Annotated in this window: 16 protein-coding genes and 1 pseudogene; 8 read left to right on the top strand and 9 right to left on the bottom strand. The window is 61.3% G+C overall.

Annotated features, from left to right (window positions below; translation table 11 throughout):
• Positions 1-201: hypothetical protein (locus tag EN885_RS33920; protein WP_206616863.1), on the bottom strand; the 201-nt coding region annotated here is incomplete at its 3' end.
• On the opposite strand from EN885_RS33920, the gene EN885_RS30385 reads away from it, so the two are divergent.
• Positions 188-1,621, top strand: a complete 1,434-nt coding sequence (locus EN885_RS30385) for an amidase (protein ID WP_128244393.1) — start codon at positions 188-190, stop codon at positions 1,619-1,621. The genes EN885_RS33920 and EN885_RS30385 overlap by 14 nt on opposite strands.
• A 203-nt stretch (positions 1,622-1,824) precedes the next feature.
• On the opposite strand, the gene EN885_RS30380 is transcribed toward EN885_RS30385, so the two are convergent.
• The 5 genes from EN885_RS30380 to EN885_RS30360 form a co-directional block, all read right to left on the bottom strand.
• Positions 1,825-3,861 (bottom strand): aldo/keto reductase, encoded by a 2,037-nt coding sequence (locus EN885_RS30380; RefSeq protein ID WP_128244204.1) that lies wholly within the window; start codon positions 3,859-3,861, stop codon positions 1,825-1,827.
• A 35-nt stretch (positions 3,862-3,896) separates the two neighbouring features.
• Complete coding sequence (ugpC, locus tag EN885_RS30375) at positions 3,897-4,970, bottom strand: sn-glycerol-3-phosphate ABC transporter ATP-binding protein UgpC (RefSeq protein ID WP_128244205.1); 1,074 nt, start codon at positions 4,968-4,970, stop codon at positions 3,897-3,899.
• 13 nt (positions 4,971-4,983) lie between these two features.
• Entirely contained in the window at positions 4,984-5,820 is an 837-nt protein-coding gene (locus tag EN885_RS30370) for a carbohydrate ABC transporter permease (protein WP_128244206.1), read from the bottom strand.
• Positions 5,817-6,677, bottom strand: a complete 861-nt coding sequence (locus EN885_RS30365) for a sugar ABC transporter permease (protein WP_128244207.1) — start codon at positions 6,675-6,677, stop codon at positions 5,817-5,819. Before EN885_RS30365 ends, EN885_RS30370 begins: the two co-directional genes overlap by 4 nt.
• 197 nt (positions 6,678-6,874) lie before the next feature.
• A complete protein-coding gene (locus tag EN885_RS30360) occupies positions 6,875-8,146 on the bottom strand; it encodes an ABC transporter substrate-binding protein (protein WP_128244208.1) in 1,272 nt (423 codons plus the stop codon).
• 106 nt (positions 8,147-8,252) lie between these two features.
• Between EN885_RS30360 and EN885_RS30355 the strand changes: the two genes are divergently transcribed.
• The 3 genes from EN885_RS30355 (at position 8,253) to EN885_RS30345 (ending at position 12,213) form a co-directional block, all read left to right on the top strand.
• A complete protein-coding gene (locus EN885_RS30355) occupies positions 8,253-9,122 on the top strand; it encodes a helix-turn-helix domain-containing protein (protein ID WP_128244209.1) in 870 nt (289 codons plus the stop codon).
• A gap of 43 nt (positions 9,123-9,165) precedes the next feature.
• Complete coding sequence (locus EN885_RS30350) at positions 9,166-9,978, top strand: FkbM family methyltransferase (protein ID WP_164897946.1); 813 nt, start codon at positions 9,166-9,168, stop codon at positions 9,976-9,978.
• 279 nt (positions 9,979-10,257) lie between these two features.
• The gene (locus tag EN885_RS30345) at positions 10,258-12,213 is read left to right on the top strand and encodes an acyltransferase family protein (protein WP_164897945.1); all 1,956 of its coding nucleotides are present in this window, start codon (positions 10,258-10,260) and stop codon (positions 12,211-12,213) included.
• A 1,128-nt stretch (positions 12,214-13,341) separates the two neighbouring features.
• Here EN885_RS30345 and EN885_RS30335 read toward each other — a convergent pair.
• The 3 genes and pseudogenes from EN885_RS30335 to EN885_RS30325 all read right to left on the bottom strand — a co-directional run.
• Positions 13,342-14,475 carry a PQQ-dependent sugar dehydrogenase gene (locus EN885_RS30335; protein ID WP_095484818.1) on the bottom strand — a complete coding sequence of 378 codons (1,134 nt, stop codon included), beginning with the start codon at positions 14,473-14,475 and terminating at the stop codon, positions 13,342-13,344.
• A 129-nt stretch (positions 14,476-14,604) separates the two neighbouring features.
• Positions 14,605-14,913 carry a HigA family addiction module antitoxin gene (locus tag EN885_RS30330; protein WP_095484819.1) on the bottom strand — a complete coding sequence of 103 codons (309 nt, stop codon included), beginning with the start codon at positions 14,911-14,913 and terminating at the stop codon, positions 14,605-14,607.
• A gap of 39 nt (positions 14,914-14,952) precedes the next feature.
• A pseudogene (locus EN885_RS30325) lies at positions 14,953-15,066 on the bottom strand (type II toxin-antitoxin system RelE/ParE family toxin); the annotation flags it as partial.
• 461 nt (positions 15,067-15,527) lie between these two features.
• On the opposite strand from EN885_RS30325, the gene EN885_RS30320 reads away from it, so the two are divergent.
• From EN885_RS30320 to EN885_RS30305, 4 genes are all read left to right on the top strand, one after another.
• The gene (locus EN885_RS30320; RefSeq protein WP_128244212.1) at positions 15,528-16,820 is read left to right on the top strand and encodes a site-specific integrase; all 1,293 of its coding nucleotides are present in this window, start codon (positions 15,528-15,530) and stop codon (positions 16,818-16,820) included.
• Positions 16,821-16,919: 99 nt separating this feature from the next.
• Positions 16,920-17,189, top strand: a complete 270-nt coding sequence (locus EN885_RS30315; protein ID WP_128244213.1) for a hypothetical protein — start codon at positions 16,920-16,922, stop codon at positions 17,187-17,189.
• A gap of 63 nt (positions 17,190-17,252) precedes the next feature.
• Positions 17,253-18,062: a hypothetical protein gene (locus EN885_RS30310; RefSeq protein ID WP_128244214.1), complete on the top strand. Its 810-nt coding sequence runs from the start codon at positions 17,253-17,255 to the stop codon at positions 18,060-18,062.
• Complete coding sequence (locus EN885_RS30305; protein ID WP_128244215.1) at positions 18,062-19,309, top strand: AAA family ATPase; 1,248 nt, start codon at positions 18,062-18,064, stop codon at positions 19,307-19,309. The genes EN885_RS30310 and EN885_RS30305 overlap by 1 nt, the downstream gene beginning before the upstream one ends.
• The last annotated feature ends 97 nt before the right edge of the window (positions 19,310-19,406 follow it).

The following is a 19,406-nucleotide window of genomic DNA, read 5'->3' as shown; positions in this document are numbered from 1 at the left end:
AATCGTCTCATCCGACGCCGCCAGACCGTCCGCCAGACTCAACTGACCCAAAACACGATCCGCCATCCCGAATCTCCCTGCTCCAACCTTCACCACAGAATCACCGTTCGGCTTCTGTGCAAAGGTCTCACAAGGGGAGAAGGAAGAAGGAGCGCCGTTTGAGCATGGCAGAACGAGGGAGAGAAACATGGCCGAAATCACCGACAGCTTCCTGGAAACCTACGCCGAATCCGACGCGCTGGATCTGGCCGAGCTGGTGAAGCGCGGCGAAGTCTCGCCGGCCGAGCTTGTCGAGGCGGCGATCACCATGATCGAGCGACTCAACCCGGCGCTGAACGCGGTGATCCACCGCCTGTACGAGATGGCGCGGGCTTCGGCTGAGACGGTCGATAGAAGCGCGCCCTTTGCCGGCGTACCATTCCTGCTCAAGGAACTGGGCTCGTCCTGGACCGGAGCGCCCAACACAAACTCCTGTTCCTTCCTGAGAGATGTCGTCGCCGATTTCGACACCGAGGTCGTGCGCCGCATGAAGGCGGCGGGCCTGGTGCTTGTCGGCAAATCCAATGCGCCCGAGAATGGCTGGTCGATCAGCACAGAACCCAAGCTTTACGGCGCGACGAAAAACCCTTGGAAGCACGGCATCACGCCGGGCGGCTCGAGCGGCGGCGCGGCCGCAGCCATCGCCTCGCGCATGGTGCCGATCGCCGAGGCCAGCGATGGCGCCGGCTCGATCCGCATCCCGGCCTCCTGCTGCGGCATCGTCGGCCTGAAACCGTCGCGCGGACGCGTCAGCCTGGCGCCCTTCGGCGACTATTGGTATGGCGGCGCCTATTTCCTGTGCTGCTCCAGGACGGTGCGCGACACCGCGGCCTATCTCGATGCCGTGGCCGGCGCGCTGCCGGGCGATCCCTATACGCCGCCGGTGCCGGGCGGCAGCTGGCTCAGCCTCTCGTCGCGTGCACCGAAGAAACTGCGCGTCGGCTTTACCGTCACGCCGCCAAACGGCACGGCCATCGACCCAGAGGTCAAGGCCACGGTGCTGGCGACGGTCGCTGCGCTCGAGCGCCTTGGGCACGATGTCGAGGAGCACGACATGCCGCTCGACGCCAATGCGGTGTGGAAAACCTACACCAACATGACCTGCGTGCAGACGGCGGCAACCTTCGGCTATCATGAAACGGTGATCGGCAGGCCGGTGACGCCAAGCGACGTCGAGCCGGTAACCTGGGCAATCATCGAGCGCGGCCGCGCGACGAGCGGCATCCGCCACATCTCCGACGTCGAGACGATCCGGCAGGTCGGCCGCGACATTGTCGGTGATCTCTCGCGCTACGATCTCTTCATCACGCCGACACTCACTCAGCTGCCGAGGCCTTTGGGCTTTTACGACATGTCGGAACCGGACATCGATCGCTACAATGCGAAGTGGACGGACGCCGTCTTCGCCTTTCCCTTCAACATCTCCGGACAACCAGCGATCTCGCTGCCGCTTGGCTGGTCAGCCGGCGGCGTACCGATCGGCGTGCAACTGATCGGTCGGTATGGCGACGAAGCGACCGTGCTCGCCGTCTCTGCGCAGCTGGAACGGGAGATGCCGTGGAAGCATCGGCGGCCGAGGTGAGCGGGTAGGTAGGGCAGAGACCGTGGCGTTGCGCCTCGCGCGGCTCCCCTTCTCCCCCTGTGGGAGAAGGTGGCCGAGCGAAGCTCGGTCGGATGAGGGGTGTTGGAAGAAACTCAACGCCGCCACTCCGTCCAGCACCCCTCATCCGTCTTGCCGCTGCGCGCCAATCCACCTTCTCCCACAAGGGGAGAAGGCGAGGTCGGTCAGCCCGTGCCTCGCGCGCGCTGCCGATCCGAACCGCCATCCAGCCATGCGATGTCGTCCGGCGAAAGCGCAATATCGAGCGCCTGCAGACTGTCCTCCAGTTCGTCGAGCGTGCGCGGTCCGATCAGCGGGACGGACGGGAACGGCTGGGCCAGGACATAGGCGAGCGCGACATGGATCGGGCTCTTGCCCAGTCTGTTGGCGAGCTCGATCGCCCGGTCGCGGCGGCCGAAATTCTTCTCCGAGTACCAGACCCGGACCAGCTCTTCATTGTCACGCTGGTCGCGCCCGGCGCGGTTGGTGAAGAAACCTCGCCCTTGGCTCGACCAGGCAAAGTTCGGCATCTGCCGGGCGGTCAGCCAGGCCTTCCATTCATCGCTCGACGATGTGACGCAACCTGGCCAGATCGGCACCAGCATTTCGGCCAGCGAAAAATTGTTCGAAAGCGCGCCAGGCTTTTGCTTACCGGTCCGCTCGGCATAGGCAATAGCCTCGTCCATGCGTTCCCTTGTCCAGTTCGAGCCGCCGAACGGACCGCGAATGCGGCCAGCCCTCACCTCCCTGTCCATCGCGTCGACGAACTCGTCGACCGGCACGTCCGGATCGTCGCGGTGCATGAAGTAGACATCGACATGATTGGTCTGCAGCCGGTCGAGCGACTGGGTGAGCTGCTTGCCGATCACATCGGGATAGCAGAGCGGGGTGTGCGCGCCCTTGCCGATGACCACCGCTTGCTCACGCACGCCGCGGTTCGTCAGCCACTGGCCGAGCAGCGTTTCGGTGTAGCCGCTGCCATAGATATAGGCGGTGTCGAAGACGTTGCCGCCGGCTTCGAAATAGGCATCGAGCAGGATCATGCCCGAGGAGAACGTGCGAAAATCCTCGAAGCCGAGCGCCAGGCACGAGGCCGGCCGCGGCAGGCCCGGAATTTCGCGCTTCGGGATCGCGGTGCCGCCGGAACGCAGCCGCCGACCGGAGATGGTGTTGAGGCGTTTTTCGGGCTTCTCGATCTCGTATTCGAGGCCGATCGCGGCGCGCCATTTGTCGAGCACGCGCAGATTGCCGAGACTGTCGGCCCAGCCCATGCCCGGCCAGGCAAACTCCTGCTTCCCGGCCAGGATGGCCTCGCCGGCGGCGTCGACCTCGAAAGCGTAGAGCCAGCGGTCTTCCCTGACCTCGACCACCTCCTCCCCGCCCGGCCGGATGATGCGGATTTCGCCAGTGCCGCCTTCCCTGCCGCTCGCATACCAGAAATCCGCGACCTCGATGCGACCCTTGGTGCCGACGATGCGCAGGACATTGTCCTGCGCCAGCGAGATGCCGCAGGAAACTTCGGCGACGATGCCACTGGGAAAATGCAGGAGCGCCGAGGCCCATTCGTCGACGCCGGACTGGCCGAGATGCGCAGCGCCGACCACCTTGTCCGGCTCGGCGAAGGGCGTTCCGACCGCCGCCCCGGCAATCAGCCGCGCCATCGAAACGGGGTAGCCGCCGACGTCCAGAATGCCGCCGCCAGCGAGGTCGTTGGCGTAGAGCCGGTGCTCCGGCATGAAATCAGGCATGGCGAAGCCGAAGCTCGACTTCACCATGCGCACCTCGCCGATCGCGCCGGACCTGATCAGCTCGACCAGCTTTGCCGTCTGCGGATGCAGCCGGTACATGAAGGCTTCGCCGAGAAAGGTGCTGGCCTTGCGCGCCGCATGGATCATCGCATCGGCCTCGAAGGCGGTCAGCCCCATCGGCTTTTCGCAAAGCACATGCTTCCCGGCCTCGGCCGCCTTGATCGCCCATTCGGCGTGGCTGGGATGCGGCGTCGAAATGTAGATCGCATCGACGTTCGGGTCCGCGAGCAAAGCCTCGTAGCCGTCGAGGATGCGGGCGCCGGGGAAGTTCTCGGCGAGGCCTGATTTGCCGGGATTGCGCGCGGCAATGGCAACCAATGTGCCGGTGCGCGAATGTGCCACGCCGCCGGCAAAGGCCTTGGCGATGGCGCCGGGCCCGAGAATGCCCCAGCGGATGGGCGCGATTGAAGTCATTGTCATTCCTCCTGGGATTTGAGACGAGCTGGCCGTCAGCGCAGCCGCCGTCCGTTGTCGTCGAATAAGTAAGATTTGCGGATGGAAACGGTGATCTCTGGGGCGTCGGATAGCTCGGCCGCGTCGCGCTGGATGACGATATCGTCGCCAGCCGCAGTACGGGTGTAGAGAAAGCTCGTGCCACCCAGGTGCTCGACCACGTCGACGGTCACAGAAAGGTCGGCATCGCCCTTTCCGGCATGACCGAAATGTTCTGGGCGAACGCCCACCACTACCTTGCTTCCCGGTTCGGTCGCCGGCCCGTTCAACGGCTGTGTAAGACGCGTCCCGCCTGCCAATTCGACCGTCACACCGGAGGCGCTGTGCTCCAGGATCCGAGCTTTGATGAAGTTCATCTTCGGCGAACCGACAAAGCCCGCGACGAACTGATTGTCGGGGTCACTGTAAAGATCGAGCGGCCTGCCGATCTGCTCCACATGGCCGCCGCGCAGCACCACGATCCTGTCTGCGAGCGTCATCGCCTCGACCTGGTCGTGCGTGACGTAGATCATCGTCGTGCCGAGTTCCTTGTGAAGACGCGAGATCTCGACGCGCATCTGCACCCTGAGCTCGGCATCAAGATTGCTGAGCGGCTCGTCGAACAGGAACACCTGCGGTTCGCGCACGATGGCGCGACCAATGGCGACACGCTGGCGCTGGCCGCCGGAAAGCTGTCGCGGGCGGCGCGCCATCAGCTCGGTGATGTGCAGTATCTCGGCCGCTTTCCTGACGCGCCGGTCGGTGTCGGCCTTCGGATTGCCGTTCATTCTCAGTCCGAAGCTCAGATTCTGCTCGACACTCATATGCGGGTAGAGCGCGTAGGACTGGAACACCATGGCGATGCCGCGGTCGGCCGGCTCGACATTGTTCACCGCCTTGCCGCCAATGGCGATCTCGCCGCCGCTGATGTCCTCCAGCCCGGCGATCATCCTCAGCAGCGTCGACTTTCCGCAGCCCGAGGGGCCGACGAAAACGACGAACTCGCCGTCGGCGATATCGAGGCTGGCGCCGTGAATGATCTCGAAATCACCAAAGCGCTTGACGACGTTGTTGAGCGAGACACCCGCCATGCAATCTCCCTGACTATTTGATGGCGCCGGCGGCGATGCCGGCGACGAAATGGCGCTGCAAGAGCACGAACACGACGAGCATCGGTCCTGTGAGCATCACGGCACCGGCCATGATGCCGCCCCACGACACTTTGGTGAGGCCGATCAGCGTGCCGAGCGCCACCGGCGCCGTCATCGCGCCGGGCTTGGAATTGATCAGCAGCGGCCAGAGATAGTTGTTCCACGAGGCAAGGAACAGGATGATGGCGAGCGCAGCCAGCATCGGCCGCGCCAGCGGCAGCGCCACGAACAGGAATATCCGCCACTCCTTGACCCCCTCGACCCGAGCGGCGTCGAACAGCTCATGCGGCATCATCGAGAAGGCTTGCCGCATGAACAGCACGCCAAGCGAGTTGAAGAGCGGCGGCACGATCAGCGCCACCCAGGTGTTGGCGAGCTTAAAGTCGCGCGCCACCATGATGAATTGCGGGATCAGCACGACAGCGTAGGGAAGCGTGATGGTGCCGAGGATGATCGCCACGACCACACCCTTGCCGAAGAACTGGTAGCGCGCCAGCGCCCAGCCGGCCATCGAGGTGAGCAGCACCGACAGGAACGTGTAGGTCACCGCCACCGAGACGGAGATGCCGATGGCGCCGATGAAATTGGTGTCGCGCTGCAAATTGTTGACATTGTCGAGGAAACTGCCGTGCGGCAAAAGCTCGATGCTGGGGCTGAAGATGCCTCTGTCGGGCATGGTCGAGAAAATCACCATCATCCACAGCGGAAACAGCCAGATCAGCGCCAGCGGCGTCAGGAAGAGATGCAGCGCGATGCTGCGTCCCAGTTTGGAAGAGGAACGCGAGCTCATTTCGGTTCCCTCGTCAGCCACAGTTGCACCAGCGAAATGGCGATCGCCAGCCCGGCCATGGTGTAGGCGATGGCCGAGGCGTAACCGAAATTGAGCGACCTGAAGCCCTGGCGGTAAAGCAGCAGCCCGAGCGTCTCGGTGCCGCCGCCCGGTCCGCCGCGTTCGGTGATCAGGAACGGCTCGGTGAACAGCTGCATGGTGCCGATGATCGACAGCACGGCGCAGAACACGATGACCGGCTTGAGCAGCGGCAGGGTGATGTAGAAGAACTGCTTGAGCTTGCTGACGCGGTCCAGCGTCGCCGCCTCGTAGACATCCTGGGGGATGGACTGCAGGCCGGCGAGCAGGATGATGGCGTTGTAGCCGGCCCAGCGCCAGGTCACCGCGATCATGATGACCGCCATCGCCGGCGTGACGTTGGAAAACCAGTCGATACGGGGCAGGCCGACGCTGTTCAGCAGCTTGTTGATGATGCCGTAATCGAGATTGAACATCAGCCGGAACACCGCCGAATAGGCGACTTCGCCGACCACGACCGGAGCGAAGAAGGCGAAGCGGTACAGGCCTCTCGCTTTGAGCAGCGGCGAGTTCAAAAGCACGGCCATGACGATCGCCAGCGTGATCATCACCGGCACCTGGATGACGAGGATGAGCAGCGTGTTCTTCAACGCGTTGAAGAAGGCCGGATCGCCGATCAAGCGGCCCCAGTTGAAGGTGGGCGCGAACCGCCATGGCACGGTGCGCGTCGCTTGGAAGGAGATCAGGAAGGAGCCGATGATCGGCCACAGCCAGAAGATCGAGAAGATCAGCAGGTAGGGCGCGAGGAAGCGATACGCCGTGGCGTTCTGATAGCGCATCGTTGCCTCCTTCTCGCTTCTAGGTTTACCGGCCTGAGTTTCCTTCTCCCCCTGTGGGAGAAGGTGGATTGGCGCGCAGCGCCAAGACGGTTGAGGGGTGCTGGACGGAGCGCCTTCCATGCCAAGCTGGAACACCCCTCATCCGTCGCCTTCGGCGACACCTTCTCCCACAGGGGGAGAAGGGAGAGCCGCGTAGATCACTCTTTGGCCGGGAGACCGGTCGCCGAGGCGATCTGGCTTGCGGCATCGTCGAGCGCTGCCTTGGCGTCGGGGTAGCCACCGCCCAGATATTTGGTCTGCACCGCGCGGACGATGATTTCCGCGTCGCTCTGGAACGGGGTGCCGCGGCTGGGGACCACCTTGGGCAAGGTGCCGAGGATATCCTTCCACACCGCCTGGCCGCCCCAATAGGGTTGGCCTTCGGAGACATAGGGGTCATCGAGCGCCGAGATCAGCGACGGCACGAGGCCAAAACCCTTCAGCATCGCTATCTGGCCCTCATTGGTCGCGAGCGAATATTTCAGGTAGGCGTAGGCGGCCTCCTTGTTGTTGGACACCGAGGTGATGGCGAGCGAAGAACCGCCGAGATTGGCGGCGCGCGGGCCATCTGCGGTGAGGCTCGGCATCAGATAAACGCCCCATTTGCCGCTGCCGTCGGGCGACTCGGTGCGTATGGTGCCCTCATACCAGCCGCCATACATCTGGGTGGCGACGGTGCCGGCGGTGTTGTTGGTGATCTTGGTGCTCCAGTCGGCCGAGGAGATGATGCCGGCGTCCTTCATCTCCTTGATCTTGGTCATCGACGCCACACAGGCTGGCTGGTTGACGGTGATCGACTGCCCGTCGGCGGCGAAATAGGCGCAGCCCTGCTCGTTGGCGATCATGCGGAAGAATTCGGAGTCGCCGTTGAAATCGGCGTTGGTCATCGTCACGCCGGGATTGGCATCCTGGATCTTCTTGCCGGCGGCAATGAAATCATCCCAGGTCTTGATCGACGCGGGATCGACGCCGGCCTTCTCGTAGAAGTCGCGGCGATAGTACATCGCCACCGGGCCCGAATCCCATGGCATCGCATAGGCCTTGTCTTCCACTTCGAGTTCGGTGCGCTTGAAATCGGGGAATTTTGCCTGGTCTTCGGCCGTATAGCCCAGCGTGTGAAGGTCGACGAAGCAGTCCGGGAACTGGCTCCAGTAGTTCTCGGCCTCGCCGTTCTCGATCGTCACGACATCAGGCAACCCCTCGCCGCCGGCCGCGCAGCCGGCGATCGACTTGTCGTAGGTCGGCTGGTTGCCGAGATCCTGGACCGTGACCTTGACGTCGGGGAACTGCTTGTTGAAGCCTTCTATGGTGGCCTTCAGCGACGAAGCGGCGACATTCCAGCTCCAGATCGTGATTTCGCCGGACTGCGCAAAGGCCGGGGCTGAGCCCAGGGCAAGCGCGAACGCGGCGCAAGTCAGTATGGTGCGCATTGAAATCCTCCCATTTCATTTGCTCTCTCTTCGCGAGCATGGCTAGACTAGGCACTGGCGAAGGCTTGTCCGGGACAAAGGGAATAAAAAATTGGCGGAAAGTAAGATGCCGGAAAGGCCGTTTTACCAGCCTGGCGCCAGCAGCGTGGAAGGCCTGCCGCTGCTCCTGCAGACGTTTCACAATCATCCCCTGGTGATGCTCAAGCCGCATTGGCATGCCCAGGTCGAGGTGAACTTCATCATGTGCGGCACTGTCCACTACCGCATGAACGATCACGAGATCTCGCTTTCGGCCGGCGACATGTGCCTGTTCTGGGGCGGCCTGCCGCATCAGATGGTGGATGCGTCGGACGATGCCGTCTTCGCCGGCGCGCATCTGCCGCTGGTGCATTTCTTCCGGCTGCACCTGCCCGCGGACGTCCGCAACCGGCTGATGACGGGCGCGACATTGGTGACCAATGCCACCGACCGGTCCGACAGCGACAATTTCGAGCGCTGGAACCGCTACGTCCGGTCAGGCGATCCAGCCAAGGCGGAGCACGCCGTGAACGAGCTGTTGCTGCGGCTGGAGCGGGTGCGGTTCGAGCCCTACCGGCTCGCACCCGAAACCTCGATCGAGCAGGAAGCAGGCAATCCCTTCGATCAGCAATCCCTGCGCAATGTCGGGCGCATGTGCGACTTCATCGCGGAGAATTTCCTCTACGAGATCGACTGTGTGGACATCGCGGCGGCGGCCGACATCCATCCCAAATACGCCATGAGCATCTTCAAAAAATCGACCGGCATGACGCTCAACGAATATGTCAACCTGTTGCGGCTCAGCTACGCGCAGGCGCTGCTGATGCACCAGGACGCCAACGTGCTGCGCGTCGCCATGGACTCCGGCTTCGGCTCGCTCAGCGCCTTCAACAAGTCGTTCCGCAAGCTGGCCGGCATGTCGCCGTCGGATTTTCGCAGAGGCGCTGGCGTCAGATAGTCCGGGGTTGAAACACCGTCATGGTTTGCGCTATCAGCAAGGGGTGAGACTAAAAGAATATTTCTATCTGCTTGGATTGAAGCCAAGAACACGCGTTTACGGCCACTCGATACAAGTCGTCGATCTCCCGAAAGACGGGAAGATTGAATTCGCTCGTTGGAAGAACCCGCGCGGGGCAGATCTCGATCTCACCCAGGGCGAGGTCGATGACCTCCGGACGTTCCTGAGCGATGGCGACGTCGCGATCGACGTTGGCGCCCAGGTTGGTGACAGCACGATACCGATCGCCCTCGCCTGCGGACCGCAAGGCCTGGTCCTCGCTTTCGAGCCGAACCCTTTTGCCTTCGCGATCCTCGGAGCCAATGCCGCGCTCAACCCTTCCCGATTGAATATTTTCCCGATTCCCTACGCGGCGACACCGGAAGATGGGTCGTTCGTCTTCGACTACGGCAATCCGGGGTTTGAGAACGGCGGCGACCACACCGGGGTGTCGCGGTGGAAGCACGGGAGTGCTTTCAGTATCCCGGTCGAGGGACGGCGGATCGAACCGTTGATCCGCGCCCGGCTCGGCCGGCGCATCAAGCACCTGCGCTACATCAAGACCGATGTAGAGTCGCATGATCTGTCGGTTTTGATGTCGATCGGCGCGCTGATCGACGAATGCCGGCCCTACATCAAGTCCGAGGTCAATCACAATCTTTCGATGGGCGAGCGGGTGCGGATGCACCGGTTCTTTGCCGACAAGGACTACGACGTCCACCTGGTGGGGCCGACAACGCTGTTCGGTGCGAAGCTCACCGAAAACGACCTCGGCAGGAAGAAGAACTTCGACATGTTCGCGGTTCCCCGGAACTGACGCGCCGCCGGTCCTTCCAGCACGTCACGTTTTCGGTGAGGTAGGCCAATCGCGGCACAGGGCGCCGTCGGCGTATCCTCCGCCGAACGGGCCGCCTCGCGAAGCCGCCCTTCGATCTCGATGCCGTCACAGCAATGCGACCGAATTGGTGCGCGTGGCGGTATGGTGGCTGCCAGCGGGTTTTGATATCGTCCAGCGACCCGTGATGTGGTCTGACGTTTGCGGTCCGATATTTCTCTTGAGACAGGCCGTTCGGAATTGCGGGACAGTTTTCAGCCAGTGCGCGAGGGAGCTCGGTTTCGGCCGGATATACAGGGGCTGCGTGGTCTCGCGGTCGCTCTGGTCGTGGTTTTTCACCTGTGGCCGGATGTTCTTCCCGGCGGATATGTCGGCGTCGACGTCTTTTTCGTCATTTCGGGCTATCTCATCACAGGCTTGCTTGCGCGAACAGCAATGCGCGATGGCCGGATCTCGCTGATCGAATTCTATTCTCGGCGAATCCGGCGGCTTCTGCCAGCAGCAACCCTGGTGCTGCTTGTGACGCTGTGCGGGACGTTAGCCTTCCTCTCGAAGGCGCGCTGGGAGGAAACAGCCAACCAGATCGTTGCCAGCGCCCTTTATGTCCAGAACTGGCGGCTGGCCTCGATCGCCGTCAGCTATCTCGATGCCGACAGCCTGCCGAGCCCGGTACAGCATTACTGGTCGCTCTCGATAGAAGAGCAGTTCTACATCGTCTGGCCGCTTCTCATGGTTGCGGCGATCTGGCTGGCGCGTCGCCTGGGATTCCCGCTGAGACTTTCATTGATTGGGGCATTGTCGCTCGTGTTCACCGGGTCGCTGATCGCGTCGGTGATCTTGACCGAGACGGACCCTGCCCAGGCTTATTTCGTGACCCAAACGCGCATATGGGAATTGGCGCTGGGAGGGCTGTTGGCCCTTACCGGACACGGGTTTCGACCGGGAGCGTTCGCACGACAGTCATTGGCGGCGGTGGGCGTGGCAGGCATCCTCGCATCCGCCCTGTTGTTCTCCGCGTCAACGCCTTTCCCAGGCGCAAGCGCCTTGCTGCCGACCCTCGCTACCGTTCTTGTCATCCTGGCCGGCGAGGTTGAACGCGGTCGGTTTCGCGGGCTTGATTCGAAAATGCTTCGCTTCATCGGCGACCGGTCGTACTCGATCTATCTGTGGCACTGGCCACTGATCATTTTCTTTCTGGCGCAGGGCTACTCCGTGTCGCTGGTCAACGGTCTTGGGCTGATTGTGCTGACCACCGCACTATCGGACTTGTCTTATCGATATGTGGAACAACGATATCGAGAGGCTCGCGCCCGTGTCGAATGGAAACCGCTGGGATACGGCACTTTTGCGATACTTGCTTGCGTGGCGGTCTCCGGCGGCCTGCTCTATTCCCTACGCACCGAAAGCATCGACACGGCCTTGATTGGGACGCCTTCCTATCCCGGCCCGGCGGCATTGCTCAGCCACGCCCCCGTTCCGGACGATGTGAACCTGCTCCCTCCCCTCGCCAGGCTGAAGCGAGACTTGCCGGTCGCCTATCTGTCGAAGTGCCACCAGGAGGAAGGTGCAGAACCGACAAAATGCTCTCTCGGCGATCCGGCCGGTGCGAGGGCCATCGTCCTCGTGGGAGATTCTCATGCCGCCCAATGGATTCCGGCGCTGGACAAAATTGCCAAGGACCGCAAATTCAGATTGATCACCTTTACGAAGTCCGCCTGCCCATTCAGCCGTGTCCCGATCGTCGCCTATGGCAAACCCTACCTGTCTTGTGCCGAATGGCGGGAGAACGTGCTCGCCGAGATCATCAAGCTGCGGCCGTATCTGACATTTACCAGTCAATCCGGCTACAGTGCCGTTCCGCAAGAACAGATGGTTGAGGGGTTACGGAGCCTCTGGAGCAAACTGACGCAGACAGGCTCGCAAATCGTCGCGATCCGCAACACGCCCTATATCAGGTTCGACCCCGGCGATTGCTTGAGAACTACGCCAACGAAATGCTTCACCAAGCGCAGTGAAGTTGAATCGAACAGCACGTTTGCCTTGGCAGCAAAGTCGCAGAAGAATGTGGTCTTCGTGGATATGACCGATGCCATATGCGGCCCGCTCCTATGTCCTGCAGTCGCAGGCAACATCATCGTCTGGCGCGACCTTCACCATTTGACGGCCAGCTATTCGCTTGCCTTGGCCCCCTATCTGGCATCGAGGGCCGGCCTTTGAAAGTCGGGCGTCGATGCCGTGTCGATCCCCGCTGGTGCAGTTGAGCGCCCACGCAAAAACGCACCACCGGCCGGAGCCGGTGGTGCTCTCTGGACAGTCTGTAGGGGCAGGACCGTCCAGCGATCCCCGAGGATCTGGGCTCAATGTCGGCTCTTCCTTGACCCAAGGCATCGGCCAAACAGATGAAGGAGCCATGCAAGAATCTCGATGCTGCGGTGCGACGCTCCGCAGCGCACGCATTGCAATTTTATTCGGCTGCGTCAGGAATTTCGCCGGATGTGTCGTCGGAAGACTCTGCCGGGTCGGCCTCTCTTGCCAGGAACTTGTCCAAGGCTGCCTGCAAGGACAGGGTGGCCTGCGGTGAGGCCGGCGTCGTCGAAACGACGCCCATTGCATGAGCAATTCCCCTCGTCGTCTTATCCTTAGCCGCCGCAGAAGTTGCGGCTCCGTGTCCCTGCGATCCGGCCCCGCCAGAGTTTCCGCCGTTGCCGTTGCTTCCGCCGTTACCGTGCCCGCCGCCATTGCCGCCGGGCCCGGCGAAGACCGGAGACGCGACAAGGGCGAGAGCGGCGACCGTTGCGAACAGACTGGTTCGAGTTTTCATGGTTTCTCCTTACGAATCGCCGTCCCGCCAGGTTGGTTCTGGATCATAAATGTGAGGACTCTCTAATATGAAGGTCCACTATTTAGCCAGTTTCGTTTAAATACAGCCGTCCGCAAGGGACCTTGGTCCGAGGTTGAAAAGCAAAAGTCCTAACTCTATCCGGGGCGTATTGCGCGGCGAACAAACGCTTGCTGGTCACAAGCCAGCAAAGCGAGATAGCGAAATCGATGGGAGCGCGTAGACGCAATCCTCCGCGATCACGCCATACACATCGCGGCTGCAACTCAACTATCGCTAAAAGCGCGGCGGACCTGATGGCCCGTCTGGCCGGCGCCTTTCAGGCAACCTCCCACCGAACGGCGCCGGCCTGTCCTTGCCTTCGATGGCCGTGGCGCGAGAGGTAGGAACCATAGGCGGTTCTTTGCCGCCTGTTGCGTTTTAGAACCCGACGACCTCCGCAAAAGACCGCGAACGCGGAAAAGGCTTGGGCGCGCGAACTGCCGCTCCTGTCGCGCCGCATGGGATCACTGCGACGCTGCCGGCGCCAGTCGTAATATCCTTCCCGCTGGCTCGTCGGTCAACGCCATTACCGCGCCGTCGGGAGCCTGCACCACGTCTCGGACGCGGCTGCCGAGAGCGAGGACTTCCTCGCCGGCGAACTGCTCGCCGTCAATTCTGACACGAACGATGCCTGCCGCGGACAGTCCGCCAATCAGGAGGTCGCCTCGCCAATCGGCAAACATGTCGCCGGTGTAGAAGGTCATGCCGGAAGGCGAGATGACCGGTGTCCAGCTATGGATGGAGCCGGCAAACTCCGGCCGTGTCGATGGATCGGGGATGCGTTTGCCCGAATAGTGCCGCCCCCAGCTGACCACGGGCCAGCCGTAATTCCTGCCGGCTTCCGGAATGTTTAGCTCATCGCCGCCGCGCGGCCCCATTTCCGCCGTCCAGAGCACGCCGGTTTCGGGATGGATCGCTGCGCTTTGCACATTGCGATGGCCGTAGGACCATATCTCGTCGGCGCCGTCCTTGCCGACGAAGGGATTGTCGTCAGGCACAGAACCATCGGGATTGATGCGGACGACCGTCCCGAGATGATTGCTCGCGTCCTGCGCCTGTTGCGCCTTGCCGCGCTCGCCGAGCGTAACGAAGAGCTTGCCGTCCGGCGCGAACACCAGGCGGGAACCGAAATGGTGCTGGCTCGAGACGGTTGGTTCCTGCCGGAAGATCACTTCGAAGCCCGAAAGCGCGCTCCCGTTCTCGTTCAGGCGTCCACGGCCGACGGACGTGGCCGCGCCGCCGCTCCGCTGCTCCGAATAGGAGAGATAAACCGTCCGGTTGTTGGCAAAGTCCGGATCGAGCGCCACATCCAGCAGGCCGCCTTGTCCGTCGGCGAGGACGTCCGGCACACCGTCGATCGGATCGGAAACGGCCCCGTCGGTCGAGACGAGCCGCAGGCGCCCCGGACGCTCGGTGACCAGCAGCGTGCCGTCGGGCAGGTAGGTCGCGCCCCAGGGATGTTCGAGCCCTTCGGCAAAGGTCTCGACAGCAATGCGGCCTGTTTGGCTCTCTATGCTCTTGGAAGGGTCCTGCGCGAAGGTGGTCGAGGGCGCGCTGAAGGCAAGAAGAAAAGACAAAGCAATCGGTATCCGCAGCATGATTTCTCCATCCGAACGGGGGGAGCCGCCGGCTCCTCGATATAATGACCGACTACCGATGCGGTTCCCAAGCTGGCGAGCGGGTTCTCATCAATGGCGTATATGGCGGCCGAAGATGTCCGCCTGCTGCTAAGCTGCAAGCGGCGCTTCGGCGTAGCTGTCAATCGCTGCGATCTCTTCCTTTTTCGCGTCAGCTTCCATAGTGAGGTCAAACGCGGCCTGCATATTCATCCAGAACTGAGGCGTCGTATTGAAGAACTTGGCAAGGCGAAGCGCAGTGTCGGGAGTGACGGGCGTCACTTCGGCCACAAGGCGCTCAATCCTGGTCCGTGGCACATGGAGCTTTTTGGCGAGCGTGTAAGGCTTCAGACCCAGAGGGGCAAGAAACTCCTCCCGCAAGATTTCGCCAGGGTGGATCGGCGAAGTAAAGTGTAGCATTGCAGATCTCCAACTCTTGGTCGTCCCCACTCTTGGTCGTCAATGGCAATCGGCGATTTCAACGTCCTCGGCGTTGCCGTCTACCCACCGAAAGCAGACACGGAATTGGTCATTAATGCGGATCGAGTGCTGTCCGGTGCGGTCGCCTTTCAGCGTTCCGGGCTGTCAACGAAAAAGTACCACCGCGTGAGACTGACGGCCCATCTTCAGATGAAGGCAATCTATGATTGAACTGGTCCAGGCGAAAAGATGGATGACGATACGTCGCCGATTTTGGCACGAAAAGCTCACCGTGGCGACATGGTCGCGACACAGGGCCACAAAGCAAATCGGCCGCCCGAAGGCGGCCGATTTAATCGCTTGATTCCCTGAGAGAAACTGGAGCGGGTGAAGCGATTCGAACGCTCGACCCCAACCTTGGCAAGGTTGGCTCTAAGTCTTTCTTGCGGATTTCCATTGATTACCACCAATTCCCATTGATTACCTATCTATCGGGTATCGTTTACTAATTTTTGATGTCGTTAGGATTGGCGCGCATTTCGGTTGCGTTTGATTTCTATAATTTGGTAGCTATGAGGTAGCTAGAAGCCCGCTTGAGCTACCAGGAATTTCCGATGCCTAAGATCACAAAAGAGCTTATCGCTGCTATCAAGCCGCCCGCTGCCGGATCTGGGACTGTTTGGGATTCCACCATTCGCGGCTTTGGGGTGCGGGCGTGGGCGGGCGGGTCAAAAACCTACGTCTTGAAATATCGGAATCGAGATGGCCGTGCCCGTTGGCTCACTATCGGCCGTGTTGGTGGCCCCACTCTTGATGAGGCACGTAAGGAAGCATCCAAGGCCTTGGGCGCTGTGGCAAAGGGGGAAGATCCCGCCGCAACCAAAATGGCGGCACGAAAAGCCGAAACAATGGCTCAACTGATCGAACTCTATGCATTGGAGGGCTTGGTCGTTCAACGAGGCATCCGGCAGGGTGAGCCCATGAAGCCCATTACCGCCGCGTACACGGTCGCACGTCTGCGGCATCACGTGACCCCGCTCCTGGGTGCTCTGAAGGCTGATGCGGTCACGGCAGGCGATGTCGAGCGGTTTGTGAAGGATGTAACGGGTGGCAAAACACGCCGGGATGAGAAGGTCGTGGATACGAGCGGGAAGGTGCGACGTGTGATCATTCGCGGCGGCGACGGAGCGGCTAGAAAGGTTGTCCGGGATTTGTCGGCGGTCTTCTCATTTGCGAAACGCCGAGGGATCGTTCGTGACAATCCGGTCGAAAACGCGAGCGTTCGAAAAACGGACAATCGGCGGATACGCTTCCTTTCCTTGGGCGAAATTAAACGCCTCGGCGAGGCCTTTAAAGAACTTGAAGGCGAAGGGATCAATTCGAAGGCACTCGACATATCCCGGCTATGGGCACTCACCGGCGCGCGAAGGAATGAAATTGCAGGTTTGAAGTGGAGTGAGGTCGATCTGCAATCGGGCTTCCTTAGGCTTGAGGATACCAAGACAGGGAAGAGCTTGAGGCCGCTTGGAACAGCGGCCCGAATTCTGCTCGCGGCTCGCCTCCAGCTGCGTGACAAAGCCTCTCCCTGGGTTTTCCCTGCGGAGCGCGGCGACGGATTCTATTCGGGAACGAAACGGATATGGCCAAAGGTCGTAGGAAAAGCCAAATTGCCAGGCGTGACGCCTCACACCCTCCGTCATAGCCTGGGTTCCATAGCTGCGTCGTCAGGTGAAGCATTGCTCATTGTGGGTGCCCTTCTGGGGCACAGCAATGCGCGCTCCACATCGATTTACGCCCATATCGCCGAGGACCCTGCACAGCGCGCGGCCGACAAAGCGTCGAATTCAATTGCGACGGCGCTGGCAGGACAATTAGCCGGCGAAGTCGTCAAGTTTGGGAAAGGCTGATCGCGCCTGCGCTGTCTAGCGATTGCGGTCTTGTGGGGTTGCCGCATCGAGAGCGACTATCGGATATTCATTTCCATTGAAGGAAAAAGGTATCATCCGATGGAAATCAAGACGCACACCGACTTCCCGCTACTTGGCAGCATCGCACATCGCCTTGCCGGGGCTGACGCGATTCCGAATCATGCCTCCCTGACCCCCGAAGAAACCGCAGAATTCTTGACTGCAAACGGCATGCCTATTGCTGAACAAACTTTGGCGAAATGGCGCTGTCTCCGTTCGGACGGGCCGAGATTCCGCAAGGTCGGCAGATACGTCTTGTACACTGCGGGCGACCTTCGAACCTTCCTTGGCATCAGCATAGCTGCCTGAAACGCAAAACCCCGCCGGGCAGGGCGAGGTTCGCATTCTCAATTACATTCGGGCAGGCAACCAATGGCATTTCATACCCAAATTGCGTCTCGCAAGCAAGCGGCTGGCGACGTTCGTAGTGTTTGCAAAACGCAAACACCCGACATCAATCCGCCTGGCGGGCTGGGCAGGCTCACCGAGTCCGGCGTCGTTCTTACCGACGAGCATATCAAGGCGATCCGCCGCTCGCAGGGCACCCAGGTAGATCCGGGCATCCCCGTTACCTACGCTTGGCCCACCGCTATCGAGATACTTCGTTCCGGCGACACCCACATCACCGGGATCACGAAATGCAGCCTCTGTAAGCGACTGCATTTTACCGGGCTAAGCGCAGACCCCTTGAGAGTGCCAGAGTGCAGCGATGGGTTCCCGCCCTTTCATCACGGCCGCCGCAAACCCGGCCTAGTCCGCGTCGTGCCTATCCTAGACGTTTTGCCCGCCGAAATAGTTTTTGAAATGAAGGCCCCTACGGCCGATCTGGCGACGTTTTGCAAAATCGCGCTTGAAACGGTGGAACGTGAGCCGGCCAACTACGCCAATTTGGCGGCCGACGTTTCCGAACTTCGTAGCTTGGCGGTCTATCGACGCACGACGCGGTGGCGTCGCTCCAACAGCGAGGCGGCTTTTGCTGCGCTTGTGCGTTCGAAGGTTCTTGAAGAGCGGATTTGCATCATTGCGGAGGGCTTGGACCTACCCGAGCCGCAGCGGACGTACGGCGCGCGGCGACAGGCGCTCGCACAGTTCATTCGCGGGCATGGCCCGGGAAAGATGCGCTTGCGGCTTGGCCGCGCGCTGTACGCCGCGCTTAAGGCGGCTGGACGCGGCGAATTGTGATGGATGGCCATCGCCCGGCCCCCGACGACTACTCGTCGGACAGGCCTGCATTGAAGAAGGCGCCAACTTCACGCCGCGCCGCCAGCGGTGCAGCCGGCAAGTCTCTTGCCCTGTCAGCATCGCCATTCGTTTGGGTTGAGCCGAGTCTACTTCCGCATCGTCAATGGCTTTATGGACGGCATTTGGTTCGGAAGTATGTGAGCGCGACCATCGCGCCTGGCGGCGTGGGAAAATCGACGCTCGGCATGGTGGACGCCGTCGCAATGGCCTCCGGGCGCCAGCTTCTAAACGACAAGCCGTTCGGGCCGCTTCGTGTCTGGTGTTGGAACGGTGAGGACGATGCGGACGAGCTACGACGGCGTGTCAGCGCTGCGATGCTGCATCATGAAGTCGACCCTTCGGAACTTGAGGGGCGGCTTTTTCTGGATAGCGGCCGCACCACTCCGATCAAGATTGGCTCGATGCAGAACGGTGCAATCGCAATCGCGGCGCCGGTCGTTGACGCTCTTGAGGCGGAGATAAAGCGGCTTGGAATCGACGTGCTGATTATCGATCCGTTTGTGTCTGCTCACTCTCTTCCCGAGAACGGCAATGAAGCGATGGACGCCGCTGTAAAGGCGTTCGCATCAATCGCGGACCACACGGGATGCGCGATTGATCTTGTACACCATGCCCGAAAACTCAACGGCCAAGACGCTGATATCGACTCTGCTCGCGGAGGGTCGGCAATCGCTGCTGCCGTGCGTGCCGCCCGTGTTCTCAACGTCATGGGGGCAGATGCTGCGAAGGGCTTCAATGTTTCGGCCACCGACCGCCGGAGCTATGTGCGCGTCGATGACGCTAAGGCCAATCTGGCACCAACCCGAGCGGCGCGATGGATCCACCTTGTCGGCGTTTCACTTGGCAACACCGCCCCAGGACGAGAGGGCGATTGGGTCGCTATTTGCGAACTATGGACACCACCCGACGCAATGGCAGGAATAACGCTTGATCATCTTTTGGCGGTGCAACGCGAGGTCGATGGGAAGCAATTACGCGAGAATGTCCAAGCCAAAAATTGGGTGGGGCATGCGGTCGGAAAAGTTCTTTCACTCAATAGCCGCGTCGAGCCGGAAAAGACCAAAATCAAGGATCTGATCCGGGCCTGGGTGAACAGCGGCGCGTTGGAAGAGGCGATCATTCAGGACGCACAAAAGGGCCGCGATGTTAAGATCTTGGAGGTCGGAAAATGGGCGGATCGCGAATGATTTCCCACCTTAGAACGTGGGGTGGGAAAAGGTGGGGAAGTGGTGCAAATCCTGCGCGCCAAACTCACCCCACCCCACCTTCCTATAGGTGGGGGTG

The organism is Mesorhizobium sp. M6A.T.Cr.TU.014.01.1.1 (genome assembly GCF_004022765.1).
GTDB lineage: Bacteria > Pseudomonadota > Alphaproteobacteria > Rhizobiales > Rhizobiaceae > Mesorhizobium > Mesorhizobium mediterraneum.
The sequence above is the reverse complement of the archived record's forward strand: the minus strand, read 5'-3'. Positions and strand labels throughout refer to the sequence as shown.

Excerpts from the sequence above, each read along its gene's own strand:
- EN885_RS30385 (WP_128244393.1), top strand. The coding sequence starts at position 188 with ATGGCCGAAATCACCGACAGCTTCCTGGAAACCTACGCCGAATCCGAC.
- EN885_RS30380 (WP_128244204.1), bottom strand. The coding sequence starts at position 3,861 with ATGACTTCAATCGCGCCCATCCGCTGGGGCATTCTCGGGCCCGGCGCC.
- ugpC (WP_128244205.1), bottom strand. The coding sequence starts at position 4,970 with ATGGCGGGTGTCTCGCTCAACAACGTCGTCAAGCGCTTTGGTGATTTC.
- EN885_RS30370 (WP_128244206.1), bottom strand. The coding sequence starts at position 5,820 with ATGAGCTCGCGTTCCTCTTCCAAACTGGGACGCAGCATCGCGCTGCAT.
- EN885_RS30365 (WP_128244207.1), bottom strand. The coding sequence starts at position 6,677 with ATGCGCTATCAGAACGCCACGGCGTATCGCTTCCTCGCGCCCTACCTG.
- EN885_RS30360 (WP_128244208.1), bottom strand. The coding sequence starts at position 8,146 with ATGCGCACCATACTGACTTGCGCCGCGTTCGCGCTTGCCCTGGGCTCA.
- EN885_RS30355 (WP_128244209.1), top strand. The coding sequence starts at position 8,253 with ATGCCGGAAAGGCCGTTTTACCAGCCTGGCGCCAGCAGCGTGGAAGGC.
- EN885_RS30335 (WP_095484818.1), bottom strand. The coding sequence starts at position 14,475 with ATGCTGCGGATACCGATTGCTTTGTCTTTTCTTCTTGCCTTCAGCGCG.
- EN885_RS30330 (WP_095484819.1), bottom strand. The coding sequence starts at position 14,913 with ATGCTACACTTTACTTCGCCGATCCACCCTGGCGAAATCTTGCGGGAG.
- EN885_RS30320 (WP_128244212.1), top strand. The coding sequence starts at position 15,528 with ATGCCTAAGATCACAAAAGAGCTTATCGCTGCTATCAAGCCGCCCGCT.
- EN885_RS30315 (WP_128244213.1), top strand. The coding sequence starts at position 16,920 with ATGGAAATCAAGACGCACACCGACTTCCCGCTACTTGGCAGCATCGCA.
- EN885_RS30310 (WP_128244214.1), top strand. The coding sequence starts at position 17,253 with ATGGCATTTCATACCCAAATTGCGTCTCGCAAGCAAGCGGCTGGCGAC.
- EN885_RS30305 (WP_128244215.1), top strand. The coding sequence starts at position 18,062 with ATGGATGGCCATCGCCCGGCCCCCGACGACTACTCGTCGGACAGGCCT.